18 protein-coding genes and 2 tRNA genes are annotated in these 15,403 nt (G+C 46.6%); 6 read left to right on the top strand and 14 right to left on the bottom strand.

Features of this window, described 5'->3' with window-relative positions:
* Positions 1–3 precede the first annotated feature (3 nt).
* Positions 4–699 (top strand): alpha/beta fold hydrolase, encoded by a 696-nt coding sequence (locus ACYZ97_RS00800; RefSeq protein ID WP_473299478.1) that lies wholly within the window; start codon positions 4–6, stop codon positions 697–699.
* Between the two features lie 99 nt (positions 700–798).
* On the opposite strand, the gene ACYZ97_RS00795 is transcribed toward ACYZ97_RS00800, so the two are convergent.
* The 3 genes from ACYZ97_RS00795 to ACYZ97_RS00785 form a co-directional block, all read right to left on the bottom strand.
* Positions 799–875 (bottom strand) — tRNA-His (locus ACYZ97_RS00795).
* A 119-nt stretch (positions 876–994) separates the two neighbouring features.
* A complete protein-coding gene (locus ACYZ97_RS00790; protein WP_473299476.1) occupies positions 995–2,083 on the bottom strand; it encodes a quinone-dependent dihydroorotate dehydrogenase in 1,089 nt (362 codons plus the stop codon).
* The gene (locus ACYZ97_RS00785) at positions 2,080–2,424 is read right to left on the bottom strand and encodes a DUF952 domain-containing protein (RefSeq protein ID WP_473299474.1); all 345 of its coding nucleotides are present in this window, start codon (positions 2,422–2,424) and stop codon (positions 2,080–2,082) included. The genes ACYZ97_RS00790 and ACYZ97_RS00785 overlap by 4 nt, the downstream gene beginning before the upstream one ends.
* A 202-nt stretch (positions 2,425–2,626) precedes the next feature.
* Here ACYZ97_RS00785 and mscL point away from each other — a divergent pair, with 202 nt between their 5' ends.
* A complete protein-coding gene (mscL, locus tag ACYZ97_RS00780; RefSeq protein WP_473300592.1) occupies positions 2,627–3,040 on the top strand; it encodes a large conductance mechanosensitive channel protein MscL in 414 nt (137 codons plus the stop codon).
* Positions 3,041–3,050: 10 nt separating this feature from the next.
* On the opposite strand, the gene ACYZ97_RS00775 is transcribed toward mscL, so the two are convergent.
* The 5 genes from ACYZ97_RS00775 to ACYZ97_RS00755 form a co-directional block, all read right to left on the bottom strand.
* Positions 3,051–4,934, bottom strand: coding sequence for a sensor histidine kinase (locus ACYZ97_RS00775; RefSeq protein WP_473299472.1), 1,884 nt, complete (start codon positions 4,932–4,934; stop codon positions 3,051–3,053).
* Complete coding sequence (locus tag ACYZ97_RS00770) at positions 4,931–5,137, bottom strand: hypothetical protein (RefSeq protein WP_473299470.1); 207 nt, start codon at positions 5,135–5,137, stop codon at positions 4,931–4,933. Before ACYZ97_RS00770 ends, ACYZ97_RS00775 begins: the two co-directional genes overlap by 4 nt.
* Before the next feature lie 18 nt (positions 5,138–5,155).
* The gene (locus tag ACYZ97_RS00765; RefSeq protein WP_473300591.1) at positions 5,156–7,699 is read right to left on the bottom strand and encodes a DNA translocase FtsK; all 2,544 of its coding nucleotides are present in this window, start codon (positions 7,697–7,699) and stop codon (positions 5,156–5,158) included.
* A gap of 310 nt (positions 7,700–8,009) precedes the next feature.
* Positions 8,010–8,285: a hypothetical protein gene (locus ACYZ97_RS00760; RefSeq protein ID WP_473299468.1), complete on the bottom strand. Its 276-nt coding sequence runs from the start codon at positions 8,283–8,285 to the stop codon at positions 8,010–8,012.
* 281 nt (positions 8,286–8,566) lie between these two features.
* Positions 8,567–8,836, bottom strand: coding sequence for a hypothetical protein (locus tag ACYZ97_RS00755; RefSeq protein ID WP_473299466.1), 270 nt, complete (start codon positions 8,834–8,836; stop codon positions 8,567–8,569).
* A gap of 280 nt (positions 8,837–9,116) precedes the next feature.
* Here ACYZ97_RS00755 and ACYZ97_RS00750 point away from each other — a divergent pair, with 280 nt between their 5' ends.
* Positions 9,117–9,695 (top strand): hypothetical protein, encoded by a 579-nt coding sequence (locus tag ACYZ97_RS00750; RefSeq protein ID WP_473299465.1) that lies wholly within the window; start codon positions 9,117–9,119, stop codon positions 9,693–9,695.
* A gap of 178 nt (positions 9,696–9,873) precedes the next feature.
* Here the strand turns inward: ACYZ97_RS00750 and ACYZ97_RS00745 are convergent, their stop codons facing one another.
* Positions 9,874–10,788, bottom strand: a complete 915-nt coding sequence (locus tag ACYZ97_RS00745; protein WP_473299464.1) for a virulence factor family protein — start codon at positions 10,786–10,788, stop codon at positions 9,874–9,876.
* Between the two features lie 71 nt (positions 10,789–10,859).
* Entirely contained in the window at positions 10,860–11,003 is a 144-nt protein-coding gene (locus ACYZ97_RS00740) for an integrase core domain-containing protein (RefSeq protein WP_473300590.1), read from the bottom strand.
* Positions 11,004–11,029: 26 nt separating this feature from the next.
* Here ACYZ97_RS00740 and ACYZ97_RS00735 point away from each other — a divergent pair, with 26 nt between their 5' ends.
* Positions 11,030–12,238, top strand: coding sequence for a recombinase family protein (locus tag ACYZ97_RS00735; protein WP_473299462.1), 1,209 nt, complete (start codon positions 11,030–11,032; stop codon positions 12,236–12,238).
* Here the strand turns inward: ACYZ97_RS00735 and ACYZ97_RS00730 are convergent.
* Positions 12,206–12,295, bottom strand: a tRNA-Ser gene (locus ACYZ97_RS00730). The genes ACYZ97_RS00735 and ACYZ97_RS00730 overlap by 33 nt on opposite strands.
* 239 nt (positions 12,296–12,534) lie before the next feature.
* Here ACYZ97_RS00730 and ACYZ97_RS00725 point away from each other — a divergent pair.
* Both ACYZ97_RS00725 and msrA read left to right on the top strand, forming a co-directional pair.
* Positions 12,535–12,855: a hypothetical protein gene (locus ACYZ97_RS00725; RefSeq protein WP_473299460.1), complete on the top strand. Its 321-nt coding sequence runs from the start codon at positions 12,535–12,537 to the stop codon at positions 12,853–12,855.
* Between the two features lie 11 nt (positions 12,856–12,866).
* The gene (gene msrA, locus ACYZ97_RS00720) at positions 12,867–13,523 is read left to right on the top strand and encodes a peptide-methionine (S)-S-oxide reductase MsrA (protein WP_473299458.1); all 657 of its coding nucleotides are present in this window, start codon (positions 12,867–12,869) and stop codon (positions 13,521–13,523) included.
* 40 nt (positions 13,524–13,563) lie between these two features.
* Here the strand turns inward: msrA and ACYZ97_RS00715 are convergent, their stop codons facing one another.
* The 3 genes from ACYZ97_RS00715 to ACYZ97_RS00705 all read right to left on the bottom strand — a co-directional run bounded on the left by ACYZ97_RS00715 (position 13,564) and on the right by ACYZ97_RS00705 (position 15,218).
* Positions 13,564–13,779 carry a SlyX family protein gene (locus ACYZ97_RS00715; RefSeq protein ID WP_473299457.1) on the bottom strand — a complete coding sequence of 72 codons (216 nt, stop codon included), beginning with the start codon at positions 13,777–13,779 and terminating at the stop codon, positions 13,564–13,566.
* Positions 13,769–14,203, bottom strand: coding sequence for a group III truncated hemoglobin (locus tag ACYZ97_RS00710; protein WP_473299455.1), 435 nt, complete (start codon positions 14,201–14,203; stop codon positions 13,769–13,771). The genes ACYZ97_RS00715 and ACYZ97_RS00710 overlap by 11 nt, the downstream gene beginning before the upstream one ends.
* Positions 14,204–14,267: 64 nt before the next feature.
* A complete protein-coding gene (locus tag ACYZ97_RS00705) occupies positions 14,268–15,218 on the bottom strand; it encodes a hypothetical protein (protein ID WP_473299453.1) in 951 nt (316 codons plus the stop codon).
* Positions 15,219–15,403 lie beyond the last annotated feature (185 nt).

The following is a 15,403-nucleotide window of genomic DNA, read 5'->3' as shown; positions in this document are numbered from 1 at the left end:
ACCATGAAAACCAAGCTCGTTCTCATTCCGGGAACGCTCAATGATGGCGAGCTTTGGCGAGACCAGATTGAAGGCCTCTCCGATGTTGCTGACTGTATTATCGGTGATATAACCCAGGCAGCAAGCATCGAAGACATGGCAAAAGCAGTCTTTGCTGTTGCGCCTCAAGGTTCTTTTGCTTTAGCTGGCTTTTCACTTGGGGGGTATGTTGCGCAGGAAATGCTACGCCAGAATGCCATACGCATTGCTCGACTGGCTCTCATCGGCACCGATTACTTGCCCGACACACCCGAACAGGCTGCCCAACGACAACAAGTAATCAAAGCCGCCAGAATGCCAGGACGCTTTATCGGCATCGGCCATCAGATGTTAAAAGCCTATCTGCATCCCGACCACTGGAACAATGAAGCCATAACATCGCGTATACAGGATATGACCCGCCGACTGGGTGCCGATGTCCTAATCCGGCAGAACTCTATCACCCGCCATGATGCAAGTGATGTCTTGCAAGCCTACCAAGGTCCAACAACAATCATTTGCGGCGAAAATGACCAGATCCGGCCAGCTGCCATATCAAAAGCAATGGCTGCCTTATTACCACAAGCACGACTGGTTATCATTCCCCATGCCGGTCATATGGTTCCGATCGAACAACCCCAAGCTGTCAATGATGCATTACGCCAATGGCTGAAAGAATGATCTGACACGCGCCCCAATATTCCCCTTATGCATCTCGCTCCAGCGTGGATAAGGATTGAATGGCGTGCATAATTTTAATGCGGCTTCAGACTTTAGAAGTGGTACGGTTGGTAGGAGTTGAACCTACGACCTCTGGTGCCACAAACCAGCGCTCTAACCAACTGAGCTACAACCGCATACCTTGTCATACGGAACACCTTCAGTAATCCGTGTGGGTGACATACGGAAGATCGGGGCTTTTTGCAAGAGCAACATAGCGGTCACACGATCTTTTTATAAAAAATCATGCAAAATTCTATTGAGTGAGCTTCAAATTGGCCCATGCTTTTTGTGTCTGGCCACGATAGGCACTGATATGATCAACACCGTCCCGCTTCATAATCTGCAATGTATTTTTCAGTATTTCTGCTGGCAGATGCGGGCCAACAAAGACCATGGCACTATATAACTGCACCAGATCGGCACCGGCTTTTATTTTTTCGATAAATGTATGAGCATTATCAACGCCGCCGACACCAATAATCGGCAACATTTCACCTAGCCGTTCACGCATTTTCGCAAGCACGATCGTACTTGGTTCAAACAGAGGCTTTCCCGAAAGCCCACCAGCCTCTTTGGCTGCTTTCTGATCTTTCAATCCATGCCGTGATAAGGTTGTGTTCGATACAATAACCCCGTCAAAATCTGAAGCCTGAAGCTCCGCAGCTATATCATCCAGACTTTCCTCATCAAGATCAGGCGCAATTTTTAAAAAAATCGGTACTTTGACCTGCTTGTGCGCAGCACAGCGTTTACGCTCGGCTGATACCGCATCCATCAGCATCCGCAAACTTTCACGCGCCTGCAAGTCACGCAAGCCCGGTGTATTCGGTGATGAAATATTAACGGTAAAATAATCCGTCACATCATAAAAGCAGCCAATACCAGCGACATAATCACTAATCCGGTCTTCCGAATCCTTATTGGCACCAATATTGACCCCGACAATGCCTTGCCTTTTCCTTGCCTGCAGACGTGACAAAACCGCTTTGTGACCTTCATTATTAAATCCCATACGGTTGATAACTGCTTCATCCTCTATCAATCGGAATAAACGCGGCTTAGAATTTCCTGCTTGCGGACGCGGCGTAACAGTGCCGATTTCAGCCATCCCGAATCCCAGTCGTAAGATCGCATCCGGCACTTGTGCATTCTTGTCAAAACCAGCAGCCACTCCCAAAGGATTGGGCAGTTTAAGACCCGCAACATCCACAGCCAAACGCTTATCAGCAATCTGCTCCGCACCGATCAGGCCACTCTTTAAACCCTGTATTGCCATGGCGTGGGCACGTTCAGGCTCCAACATAAACAAGGCCGAACGGCCAAGATAGGAAAACAAACTCATTGATTTTCTCCAATGGTGGGAAAATTGCCTTTATCATCAGCCTCAAAAGAACAAACTTTTGCAACTTCCTCGATTTTTAATGCACGATAGAGATGGGGGAACAGCGCCCCTCCTCGCGAAACCTCATAATGCAATTTTGGCCCCAGTAATGTTTCGTCTACGCTCAACAATAACAGATTGGTCTGGCCGGAAAAATGTTTCACAGCAGTTTCATGGAGTTGAGAACCGGTCGAAAAATGAATAAAGCCGTCGGACAAATCAACCGGCGCTCCCTCAAAACAGCCTTTTTCCAAAGCAGCATCCCATAAAGGGCGCGACACAATTTTATAAATAAATGCCATGCTTTTTCTTAGCCTGTCGGACGACAGATTTCATCCCTATTTTTTGATAATGTTCAGCTTATTTGAGCGCTACAAAGTCGGCATAAAAAACTTTCGGGACTTTTTGATCATGTGCACTATATTAAAACCCATAATCGGAAAACAATGTGCTGATACAAAACCATTTATGATTTTGATGAATGACGAAAGTTATATAAACAACATGCTAAAAGAATTCAAAGAGTTTGCCATTAAAGGTAATATGATTGATCTAGCCATCGGTGTTATTATCGGCGGTGTATTCAATGCCTTAATCAATTCAATCGTTAATGATCTGATCATGCCACTGATCGGTTTCTTTACAGGAGGGCTGGATTTTTCAAATATGTTTATCCAGCTTGCCGGAGAAAAACAGGATACCCTTTCCGCCGCCAAAGAAGCCGGCGCAACACTCGCCTATGGCAATTTTATTACCATCCTGATTAACTTCATGATCATCGCGTGGGTTTTGTTTATCTTTGTCAAAGCCATCAACCGTATGCGTGCCAATGAAAATGTAAAGCCCGTACCGGAAGTGGTGCCTCGTGATGAGCAACTATTGACCGAAATTCGTGATCTTTTGGCCAAACAAAAATAATTAGACTTTATCAAACCGGAAATTCTAGCTCGACTTTCGTTCCCTGTCCGGGAACGGAAGTCAATCTGAAATGCCCGCCCTCCGCTTCAACCATTGCTTTGGTCAAAGGCAAGCCGAGACCGGTTCCCTGGAAAACAGCATCACCCTGCCTTGGATTTTGGCGCGGCACCTGCCCATAAGGTTGCAGTGCTTTTTCTATACCCTGCGGATTCATCCCGATACCGGTATCACTAACCATCAAAGTGACAACACCTGCCGCATGACTGGCGGCCAAAACAACCTGCCCGCCAGCCGGTGTAAAGCGGATCGCATTGGATACCAGGTTGAGTAGAATCTGGCGTAATGAACGCCCCTTGATTGCCAAATGCGGCAAATTGCGTGCACGGTTGATCCGCAATATTACACCATTGCGATTGGCCTCTTCCTGCATCAACGAAGCAACCTCATAAAGGACAGGCCATAAATCAAGGCGTGATAAAGTGGCTTTTTTATCTATATCGACAGGACGCGTATTTTCATGCTGTTCTTTCGACTGCTCCAGCATATCATTGACCAAAGACAATACATGGCGCCCCGAGCGTACAATATCGCGCAAATATTCTCGATAACGCTCATTGCCAATCGTGCCGAATTTTTCATCACGCATAATTTCGGCAAAACCCAAAATGGCATTTAAAGGCGTACGTATTTCATGAATAATCTGGGCAAATGACAAAGGTAGGGGATCCTGTGTCACTTTTTCAAGCAGTCTTGCAGTTTCGGCATTGCGTTCAGAAAGATCGCGAATGATAACCCCAAAGCCATTTTGTGATGGCAATGCCATAGCATACAAATAAAAGGCCGGATGGGGATTATGTCCCTGATGGGCGGCAATTTCACATCCCTGATTAAAAGGCGAGGATTGAAGACCACCAAAATAGGCATCAAGAACCGATCGCGCCAATGGCGCAAATAGATCAAGAAAAGAACGATCGTCAAAACTCCGGTTTTCAAGCCCCAGCAAAGCGGCCGCAGCACCGCTCATATAGCTTATATAAGAATGCTGATCCAAAATGATCAAGCCGTCACCGACCATATCAATAAGTGCATAAAGATCTTGTAATTGCAGAACGGATTGCTGTTGAGATGATGGCATATGAGGCTCAGCACCGCCGCCCTTGTCAGCCCATTCGCTACTCGCCATGTCCATTCGCAAGCGCTCGGCAATTTCACGCAGAGCCAGTCTATCCTGATCATCAAGCTTTTGATCGGTTTGTGACCAATCCGATGCCCCATCCTCAACCGTCATGTCATTGACAGCCACCATCAAATAGGTCTGCGGTTCTTGGCTCAATTGCAACGCACCACACCAATAAGCCTTGCCATTGGTGATAATTTTTTTACGCTCGACCCCGTCTATGCGTGCTATGTCAAAAAGCGATACAGCGCTCTCTCTTATCTGTTGTGACAGATCACGATAACGATCATCAACGGCCAAAACATTACCCTGCCGATCATAGATGGCCGCAAATGACTGTGCATCACTCAGACCGGCAATCAGGGCATCTTCCCCATCATCGGCTAGCTGGTCATCAAGCCCTTCAAATAAAATAGCCTGCTGCTGATCAACACCGTCAAAAGATGAAATTATAAAACGGCACCGCCCCGTCTTGCCACGTAATTGTACCTGTCGACCACTCTCCAAACCGGTATTGATCTGACGCTTATCCGCCCGATCAAATGAAGAACCCCGGCCGATTGCCTGTCCAACATGCTGATATCCCAAAAAACGTGCACCAGCGCCATTTGTCCATAAAATTTCATCCAGTCTCGACGACACAACAAAGCATGGCCGTCCACTTAGATAAGCGCGGCGTATTTCAGCTTGTAACAGACCGTCAAGAAAACTGCTCAATAGCGTGATCCGTTTTGCAATTCCTGTGCGGGTTCTATCCTATTTTCAAAGGACTGTGAAGCATCTCTAGAAGATGATTGGTCAACAGATAAAGTGAAACCGCTGTTGGACTGGCCAATCATCAAATGCAGGCCTGACAACAAAGCTATAAACGCCTTGAGTGAATCTGAAACATCATTCAATTCAACCGCACGCTTATCCAAAACATGCAGTTGCCTTGATCAGCCACCATAATTCTGGCCATTGATCAGGATATCACGTTTGCCAACATGGTTGGCAGGGCCGACCAATCCTTCATTTTCCATACGTTCCACAAGCGTTGCCGCCTTGTTATAGCCTACGCCCAGACGACGCTGGATATAAGATGTCGAGCATTTTTTATCACGCATGACAACTTTAACAGCTTGCAAATAAAGCTCTTCACCATCCTCGCCGCTGCTGCCAGCCGCTAGAATATCGGCAACCGATTCAGCATCCTCAATCGTCTCTTCCATATCATCATCATCGGTAATATGGGCAAGATAATCAGGAGTTCCTTGCGTTTTAAGGTGTTCAACGACATGTTCAACTTCTTCATCGGAAACAAAAGGCCCATGCACACGCATGATACGGCCACCTCCGGCCATATGCAGCATATCGCCCTGACCAAGCAGGGTTTCTGCACCTTGCTCACCAAGAATAGTACGGCTGTCAATTTTCGATGTAACCTGAAACGATATGCGGGTTGGAAAATTGGCCTTGATTGTACCGGTAATAACATCGACCGATGGACGCTGTGTGGCCATAATCAAATGGATACCGGCAGCACGAGCCATTTGCGCCAAGCGCTGGATTGCTCCTTCAATTTCCTTACCGGCCACCATCATCAGATCAGCCATCTCGTCGACAATCACCACAATATAAGGCAGCGGTGTCAAATCCATGGCTTCCTGCGCATAAAGCAGCTCGCCTGTTTCCTTGTCAAAACCAGCCTGTACCGTGCAATTGATTGTCTCGCCTTTAGCAGCAGCCTGACTGACACGGCTATTGAATCCGTCAATATTACGCACACCCAGCTTAGCCATCTTGCGATAGCGTTCTTCCATTTCGCGCACGGCCCATTTTAATGCTGTCACCGCTTTTTTAGGATCGGTCACAACCGGCGTCAACAAATGCGGAATACCATCATAGATCGACAGTTCAAGCATCTTCGGATCAACCATGATCAAACGGCATTGTTCCGGAGACATACGATATAACAAGGACAAAATCATTGTATTGATAGCAACCGACTTGCCCGATCCGGTTGTACCGGCGACCAGAAGATGCGGCATTTTAGCCAATTCGGCTATAATCGGCTCACCACCGATATTTTTGCCCAAGGCCAAAGCCAACTTATAATTGCTATCGCGGAAAGCCCGCGATTCCATTAGCTCACGCAGATAAACGGTTTCACGTACATGATTAGGCAACTCTATGCCGATAACATTACGACCGGGAATTACAGCAACACGAGCGGATATAGCCGACATCGAGCGCGCAATATCATCCGACAGGCCTATCACACGGGAGGACTTGACACCGGCAGCCGGTTCAAATTCATAAAGTGTCACCACAGGTCCCGGGCGAACATGAATAATTTCACCCTTGATGCCGAAATCTTCAAGCACACTTTCCAAAAGACCGGCGCTCCGTTCAAGCGCTTCCTGCGAAACATTCGCCTCGTCATTATGAATGGCTTCCTGCAACAACTCGATAGATGGAAATTCGTAAGGACCAATACGCTCCTGCTTCGGCATGGGCTTGGCTGCAAACAGCCGATCTAGCCGCGGCGCAACATTAACAGTCTTTGCTACTTCCTCTACTTTCAGCGGATACTCCTCATGCTGCTCTTGAGGGAGCTGCTCTGGTTCCAAGTCCTCAACTACTGCACTCATCTGATCACTCAGAGTTTCATCTTTTTTCTCAACAGGAACAGCTTTCGAATCCGCTTCAATCTTTTGATTTTCTATCTCGGTGGATGTTTCAGTAGCCACCTCGACATTCTGGTTAGGTGCAATATCCTCAACAAAGGGCGCCGCCTTCTCAATTAGCGCACTTTCATTGGATGTTTTTAAAACATGATGATCCTCACCCTGTGCATGGTCCCTCTCGTCCGCTTTTACCACCACAGCCGACTGATTGGCGTGGGAAAAACGACATTCCAATACCCGATAAAGATCGGTAATCGATCCCTCAGGTGTAACGGGCAAAGCAGAAGCTGTATGCGATTCTACAAAAACCTTATCCGTCGGCATAGTTTTGGACTGGTCTTCAACACCCCATGAGAAAGGTCCAAATTCAAAAAAGGCACTATCGGAAATATAAAGCGACTCACCCTTTGCGCTTACATCTATTTTAACGTTCATATCATCGGACACGGCCTTGATAGATTTGTTATGAACAGGCATGTCGACGCGGGCAACCTGTCCGGGCTCAACAAGTTCAATACGTTTTTCTTTTGCAGCATCCAATGCACGTTTTTCCTGCTGTGCAGCTTCAAAAGCTTTCATCTTGGCCGCAAAATCAGGATCATTTTGTACACGCCGTTGTATCAACTCAACTTCAGGGGTACGAGTAAAACGTACATTTTGTCCTAATGCAAAAGCCTTTTTCCATACGTGCGGGTATTCAGCGGCCTTTTTTAAAGAAGGCACCAAAGAAACTTGATCGACTAAGGCTGTAGAAGCCTCTTCATAATCATATTTCGAATCATGGGATGATAGGTCAGCTTTTAAATTCTTCATCATACTCAAACACTAAAAGACATTAATACATACCCGTTAAAACGGAACCCATATCTGGGACTTGGTTGTCTTCTAGCTTAGGCAAGGAAAGTTAATAAGGTTTTGCCAAATGACGAATATAGGGAATATTTCAGTCTGATGATGATCGAAACATACAGATTGTAAAACAGCAACGCTATACGAAGCTCAAAACTATTTTCTGGCCTCGCTATTATCAGCCTTGACCAATCCAAAAAATAAAAAAGGCGCACAAAGCGCCTTTTAGCTCTCATAACACACCTATTTAAAAGGTTGTCATGATCTAAACGACTTAATCACCTGAGTCACTCTGTCCTGTGGCTGCGACAGGTGTAGTATTCAACGGGGAATTATGGCGTTGACCATTAACGTAAGTATTTTCGCTCTTGCCATTACTCGGGAAGGCTTTATGGTGCTCCGACTGATAAGTTGCATGCGGGGCACCTGCAACACTCTGACCGTAGACATAATTATTTTCAAAAGTACCATCGCCAGTCAAAGGTGATGCAACAGCAGCACCGGCAGAAACAATGAGAGCTGCTGCGGCAACACAAACTAGATTTTTCATTTTCTCTCCTTTTGAAGCTTTCATAAAACACTTCAACTTTTAAATAATTCAAAACTCAAGCTATAGACGGCCAACTTATGACGCGCCCTCATCTTGAATATCGTGCGGCCGACATTTCGTTACTATTCACGAAACCGTTTATTGATCACAAAAAAGAGAGTTCAATAAATAGCGCGATTTTAAATTCCAATCACGCCTAAAAAGAAAAACGGAAAAGGCGCATGAAACGCCTTTCCCCTACATTCCTAACAGACCGTATGAACGGCTGTTATCACTTCCACTTAGTTGCCAGAATCTCTTTGGCCTGTTGCAGCAACAGGTGTTGCATCCAACGGTGCATTCTTGTGCTGGCCATTGACATAGCGGTTCTCCATTGTTCCATCACCAAAGCGATAATGGAACGATGACTGACTATCGGCACGCGGGCCGTTCGTCTGCTGACCAACAACATAGTTATTTTCAAATGTACCATCACCGGTCAGAGGCGATGCAACAGCGGCACCCGCAGAAAGAACAAGAGCAGTAGCAGCAACACAAACAAAATTTTTCATTTCTTCTCCTTTGAAGCCTTCAAAAGCGCTTCTATTTTAAATTTCAAAGTTATCGACGATCAGTGTATGATTCGCCCTAACGTCACTTTGAATATCGTGCGGCCATCATTTTGTTTCCATTCACAAAACCGTTTATTGATCACAAAAAAGAGTGAAGAATAAAAAACCTGCCTTTGTCGCGCCTGTGGCAATTTCATTTTTTTATTTTTTTGGTATGAAAATAAAACAACCATCTTTGTGATGACCATAATCCGGGCATCGAAACCAAATCGAGATATTTATGTCATTAGAAGAACTGATCTATATTCTTCCCTTTGCCCAATATCCTGTTGCCCTCACCGCCACCAGTATCGCTCTCGGCTTTATCCTGCTCGGCCTTATGTTCCGCCTACTTAAAATTCCTCAAAAACTTATGGCGGTCATTATATGCGCTCTGGCGATGATGGTTTATACCTTCTTTCAACCGGATGGTGAAAAACGTATCGAGGCTTTGCAACAACTGGCCCTACACCAAAAAAATATCACGCAGCGTATTGAAGATGAAAAAATCCGCATCGGCAATATTGCACTCTCATCTGTCAAACTGCGCCGCCATACAATGGATGTTTTTTTCACATTATCACAACCGCAGACATTTCAGGATCAAGCTGGTCTTGAACAATTTGCCGAACAGTTTGCAACCGATTATCACACCCAGTTATGCGGCCTGTATCTGTTTGAGAATGAGGCCGCCTATCGGCACCGCTATCAACACTATATAAATATGCGACTTGAGCATTTTTCGTTCACCATCCAATCGGAGAAACTATCCGCCACCCAGCAAATCTCTCTATCCTCGTGCCACGGCCAACCTTCATAGATGTTGTCAGACTAACTCTAACTCGTCTGAAAAATGGTGTTGTCGGCATTATCAGAATAACTTTTATACTAAGAAAACACTGCCAATTTATAAAAATCAGATTCAATAAAATTAATGAATTAGTCTTTTCCAATTTCTGTTTTAAGCTTTTAAAGTATAAAAATAAGCATTAAGAATTTTATTCTGATAAGGCCCTATTTTTTATCTTGTCGAGCAAAACAGCGTATAATTGCGCGGCAAGTTTATGGTAGTCTTCATCAAAATGATGACCGCCGGGCAATTTTATACGCTGCATTGGTGCAAGTATCGGGCTAGGGCATGATGTATCATCCTCTTCAGCTCCATAGATGCATAATGTCTTGTCACGCGGCATTTTCTGCAATTGTTGCAATTCATCCAATGTACCGCTTCCCCCTAGCCAGCCATCAATTGAAATTTCGAAATCTGCCGAAGTGGATACACCCATTAAGGCGATCATACGAATACGTTTTTGCAATCTTTCATCCAGAAGCGGCCACGCAAAGGGAATTGCATCGGCCCCGAAGGAGTAACCGAAAAGGCTGACCGGCAATTTATGGGCCGGATCACTTTTGTCGATGAGTTTTGCGATATCATGTGACATTTCCTGCGGGCTGCGTTTTTTCCAGAAATAGCGCAGGGAATCCACGCCTATGACATAGACGTCATGCTGTTGCAGCCATTGACCGATTTCCATATCGATATCTCGCCATCCTCCGTCACCGGAAAAGAATATGACCAGCGCCTTGGGCGGATTTTTGGTTGGCAGATCAATGGCAGGCAATGCGGCATTTGCCGCATCTTCTATTGCATAGCTGGCGGCAACTTCTGCAGTTTTTTGTAACCGTGTCTTAAGCAAGTCATCATGAATCAGAACAGCCTGATGCGGGCTGTCATTGGCAGAACTTTTTATCATATCGGCTTTTGAGATCAAAGTGGCGGGTAAGGGAATGGGCACGCCGACCTCGTAACTATAGCCGCCATCAGGTGTTTTAACAAAATCGGCCTGTTCTGTGCAGGATGGCAGACGGGTGTGCGACGAAAGGGCGGGGTCAAGAGCAACAATGCCGGCCAATGTATTGACGGGAGAGTCGGCCGCAGCGGCATAAGCTATCGCCCCTGACCTTGCCCCTAACTTATCCCCATTTATAAGTTAGCAATGTTCACATTTTGATCTTTTTTATGCATTTTAGTAAATTCTATGGGGGTTAAACCCTTCAGGCTTGTATGTGGTCTTTTATGGTTGTAGTCATTCCTCCATTCTTCGATAAGGTGGCGTGCATATGTCAAACCAGTAAAAGGAAAACGCCAAGCATGTGCTGCGCGCCTTGAAGGAGAATGCAAGGCAAGGGTTCTGGAACGGTTCAAGGCCGCCGATTGGCTATCGCACCGTTGCCGCCGAACAGCGCGGCGCAAAGACCAAAAAGAAACTTGAAATCGACCCGCTACAGGCCGACACCGTGCGCATGATCTTTCGTCTAGCCCTCAACGGCACCGGCACATCGGGACCGATGGGTGTTAAGGCCATTGTTAACCATCTCAACTGGCACAATATCCGCACCCGTGACGGCGGCCGCTGGGGCATCGGCCAGTTGCACCGTATCCTTACCCGCAAGACCTATATTGGCGAGCATGAGTTCAACCGTCGTTCCAAGAAAAAAGAGATAAAGCCGGAAAGCGAGGTTGTGACGATTGCAGTTCCGGCGATCATCGACAGGGAGACCTTCGAGGCGGTGCAGAAGCACCTAAGATCGAGAAACCCGAAGGTATCGCCACCACGCGTTGTCAGCGGCCCGACGCTTTTGACCGGCATCTGCTTTTGCGACAAGTGTGGCGGCGCCATGACGCTCAGAACCGGCAAATACGGTCAATACCGTTACTACACCTGTTCGACCAAGGCGCGCCAGGGCGAGACGGGCTGTACCGGCATGACGGTGCCGATGGACAAGCTTGACACACTCATCACCGATCATCTTGAGCGCCATATCCTGCAACCGGAGCGCCTTGAGACGATCCTGAACGCGGTTCTTGATCGCCGACAGGAGCACACAGAAGAACAGCGCGGCCAGATTGCCGAACTCAACAAGAAGGCAGCAGAGACGGAGGCACGGATCAAGCGGCTCTATGACGCGATTGAAACCGGCGTGGCAGATCTTGATGATCCAGACCTCAAGGAGCGCATCCACCAGTTGAAAGCCTTGCGTGATGCTGCGCGGGCGGAATCAGCGCGCATCACCGCCATGCTCGACAGTTCGCAAAAGAAGGCAATCACGCCGCAAATGCTGGAACACTTCGCCGAGGCAGCCCGAAAGCGGCTGCGCGAACCATCAAGCGGTTATCGACGTGAGCACCTGCGAGCACTCGCCCAGCGGGTCGAGGTCGGCAACGGCCGCGTTCGTATCATCGGACACAAGGGAAATCTGTTGCGGGCGCTTGCTGGTCTCTCAGGTGAAAAAACACTGCAAAAACAGGTTCTCACTTTTGTTCCGGAGTGGCGGAGAGAGAGGGATTCGAACCCTCGATAGAGTTTCCCCTATACACGCGTTCCAGGCGTGCGCCTTCAACCACTCGGCCACCTCTCCAGCGGGGCGAACTATAGCCGGATTATATGCAAGTTCAAGCGCAATCTTGCCGTTTTTGAAATTTAATCCTGTAAAAATCATACATCTTATAACCATCACAGGCAAAAACACCCTCAAGCATTTTCATTCGCTCGATGTAAGCAACCGGGTCAAAATCACATTTCACAGATGACGAAGTGCTCTATTTTAGTTAGAACAAAAAAAATATGCGTAAGCCACACAAACAGGACCGAGGTTTTATGATACGTACATTCTTTCGTTTGGCCGCCTATATTTTCATGACTCTTGCCGCGATTACAGCCATACTTGATGCCGCAGCAAGTGTTGCCTCTTCAAGACTGACAATCATGTCATTCGGTGATTTCTATCTCAGGCGATCGAAAAATACGGGGCCATCAATTGAAGCCGACATTGCCAATGCCCTTGGACATTATGGCTGGTCTGCATTCGACATGCTTGTCCTGCAACCGCCATCATGGCTAGTATTCGGTATTATCTCGATTATTCTTTATTGGATCGGCTTTAAACGACCTGCACGGATCAAACGCATTATCTATTAGAAAGGCCTACCATGTCTCTGAATACGCTAGTGAATGAAAAAACAACACCCGTTACAGCAGAAAATGCACTAACCGGCCGTGAACAGGCCCAAGCTATTTCACCGAACCATTTTGTCAACGGGATGTCACTAAAAGGTCCATGGCCGCAACCCTATAAAACAATCATATTGGGCCTTGGCTGCTTTTGGGGGGCAGAACGGCTGTTCTGGCAAACAGACGGCGTCATTGTCACCGCTGTCGGTTATAGCGGCGGATACACCCCTAATCCGACTTATGAAGAGGTCTGCACCGGTAAAACCGGCCATGCGGAAGTGGTGCTTGTCGTCTACAACCCCGAAAAAATATCTCTGACACAATTACTGCAAATATATTGGGAAGCCCATGATCCGACACAAGGTATGCGACAAGGCGGTGATATCGGCACACAATATCGTTCCGCCATCTATCTAACCGATATGGATGATCTTCCTCTGGTGAAAAAAAGTGCAAGCAACTATCAAGAAGCACTTCATAAAAACCATATGGGCGATATTACAACAGAAATTGTCCAATCTGGCCCATTCTACTATGCCGATGACTATCATCAACAATATCTGGCTAAAATTCCCGATGGTTATTGCGGCCTTAAAGGCACTGGCGTTGCCTGCCTCATTCCACAGCGGGCATAATTTCTAAAGTTAATGAAACAGCTCCGCAAAGGGCCATTTCTTACCAATGTGGTGGCTTGCTTACCCCGATTTCCGGCGTTGCCTGTTCTTCCAGAACCAGAAACCGATTAATCAAGGCATTCAACTTTTTACGGTATTCCTCAATCTCTTTCCAATGTTGTGTTACAATCTGCGAAAGCTCGTCAATCTGTTTTTCCTGTTCCGCAACACGGATCTCAAGCTCAGTAATACGGGCCTCTAACTTACTATTCGGCATAATAGCCCTCATCTCCATGCTTACAGCGCAACCGCTCGTCACTCTTTAAAAAGACACCATTATAATGGGCAACCCCCATTTCCAGACTTTTGGCAATATGCTGCGCCTTGTATTTAAAAAGGGCGGCATCTTCCGCCCCGCAAATATCATCTACCGTCTCACCCCAAATTTTAAGCCAGCAGTCAAAGTGCGCGCCTTCGACCGGCAATGTAACATGCTTGGGCATCGGACGGCCATTATAGCGGCGTGTATGAAGAATAACAGAAGACCAGAAAGCAAACATATTCTGTAAATGCGGTTCCCAATCCTTAATCCGCTCATCAAAAATCGGCCCGATAAGATCGTCTTTCAAAACCCGTCCATAAAAAGTACGCACGACATTTTCAATAACCGCCTCATCAACACCTATGGCTTCCTGTATCATGATCTTTCCTTAATGGCCGGCCCTTAAACATCGTACCATCCATATCTTATTGGCTAGCACCATTCTAGGGCATAGTTCTGACGCGGACTGAAAATATATCAACAGCCTTACCTTCTCCCAAAAGGTCGGTTGTAATGAATAAGCGCCCTGCTCCGTGTGCCTCGGCGCCAACAGTAAGATCGAACAACATATGCTCCTGTGTAACTGGCACTTCAAAACGACGACGGCCACAATTGACACCACCGCCAAAGTCACATGTTATTCCTAGTTGGGATGTCTTCCCACCGACACTGCGTGCCAATATATCAAAAGTGACATTCTTACCGCGGATAGAATTGATAATCCCTTCACCCAGCTCAATCACAGCGGCATCTGCCGCATGGCTGGCAACAATACGGACAAAGTTTTCATCCCCCTTTGTATGCATTTCTGCACTGGCGCCACCACGTACCGAAACAGATGCCACATCACGCGGAATAAAAACCTCAATAAAGCCATCATTTCCATTGGTATCGGCAGGTTTTGAATCTAATTGCCCAATAGTATTATTCTGTCGCCCCCCCTGTTCCTGTAACACTTCCGCACTTCCTTGATCCGGAGCATATAACGAACTGACAAGGCTGTTATAAAACGACCATGAAAGAGTTGCCACAAGAGCGATAACAATTGCGATAAACGCAAATAGCTTAATCGGACGTTTTGTCCTTTTACGGGCCACATTCATCTGCGTTGCCGATTCATTTTCCAATGCAACATATTCCTCTGGCCCAATGCCATAGACAGAATCATATTCTTTAACAGGATAAGCGGCCTCATATTCACTTTCGATTGTCATAATAAGTTGTGTCAGCGCATCACGTCGACGGGTACAATCCTCATCGCTCAAGGCGTCATTGCCGGATAAAAACCGTTCATGCGCATGCCACGCAGATTCATAGACACGGCGCCTTTCGGCAGCCTGATCAGCCTCAACATTCTTCAATGCGTTGCGGATAGCTGTTTCTATATTTTGCAAAACAATATCCTTCGAAATTCTATCACACCAATCTAATTACCCCATAAACAAATAGCACAGGCCATCACCTCCCACAAAGAGTCACTTGGCAATTAATCGTTATTTTTAACAGATAGGCTGACAAAGCATAAGTAATCACCAGAACTGGGTGCTTGCTTTATGCAACCATTTTTTGTATCAGCACA

It is taken from the genome of Bartonella sp. bp_1 (assembly GCF_055808085.1).
Note: the sequence above shows the minus strand (reverse complement) of the source record. Positions and strands in the feature narration are given on the sequence as shown.

Coding starts and splice junctions, on each gene's coding strand:
- ACYZ97_RS00715 (WP_473299457.1), bottom strand. CDS start 13,779: ATGCCGAATAGTAAGTTAGAGGCCCGTATTACTGAGCTTGAGATCCGT.
- mscL (WP_473300592.1), top strand. CDS start 2,627: ATGCTAAAAGAATTCAAAGAGTTTGCCATTAAAGGTAATATGATTGAT.
- msrA (WP_473299458.1), top strand. CDS start 12,867: ATGTCTCTGAATACGCTAGTGAATGAAAAAACAACACCCGTTACAGCA.
- ACYZ97_RS00750 (WP_473299465.1), top strand. CDS start 9,117: ATGTCATTAGAAGAACTGATCTATATTCTTCCCTTTGCCCAATATCCT.
- ACYZ97_RS00765 (WP_473300591.1), bottom strand. CDS start 7,699: ATGAAGAATTTAAAAGCTGACCTATCATCCCATGATTCGAAATATGAT.
- ACYZ97_RS00710 (WP_473299455.1), bottom strand. CDS start 14,203: ATGATACAGGAAGCCATAGGTGTTGATGAGGCGGTTATTGAAAATGTC.
- ACYZ97_RS00725 (WP_473299460.1), top strand. CDS start 12,535: ATGATACGTACATTCTTTCGTTTGGCCGCCTATATTTTCATGACTCTT.
- ACYZ97_RS00755 (WP_473299466.1), bottom strand. CDS start 8,836: ATGAAAAATTTTGTTTGTGTTGCTGCTACTGCTCTTGTTCTTTCTGCG.
- ACYZ97_RS00760 (WP_473299468.1), bottom strand. CDS start 8,285: ATGAAAAATCTAGTTTGTGTTGCCGCAGCAGCTCTCATTGTTTCTGCC.
- ACYZ97_RS00785 (WP_473299474.1), bottom strand. CDS start 2,424: ATGGCATTTATTTATAAAATTGTGTCGCGCCCTTTATGGGATGCTGCT.
- ACYZ97_RS00790 (WP_473299476.1), bottom strand. CDS start 2,083: ATGAGTTTGTTTTCCTATCTTGGCCGTTCGGCCTTGTTTATGTTGGAG.
- ACYZ97_RS00800 (WP_473299478.1), top strand. CDS start 4: ATGAAAACCAAGCTCGTTCTCATTCCGGGAACGCTCAATGATGGCGAG.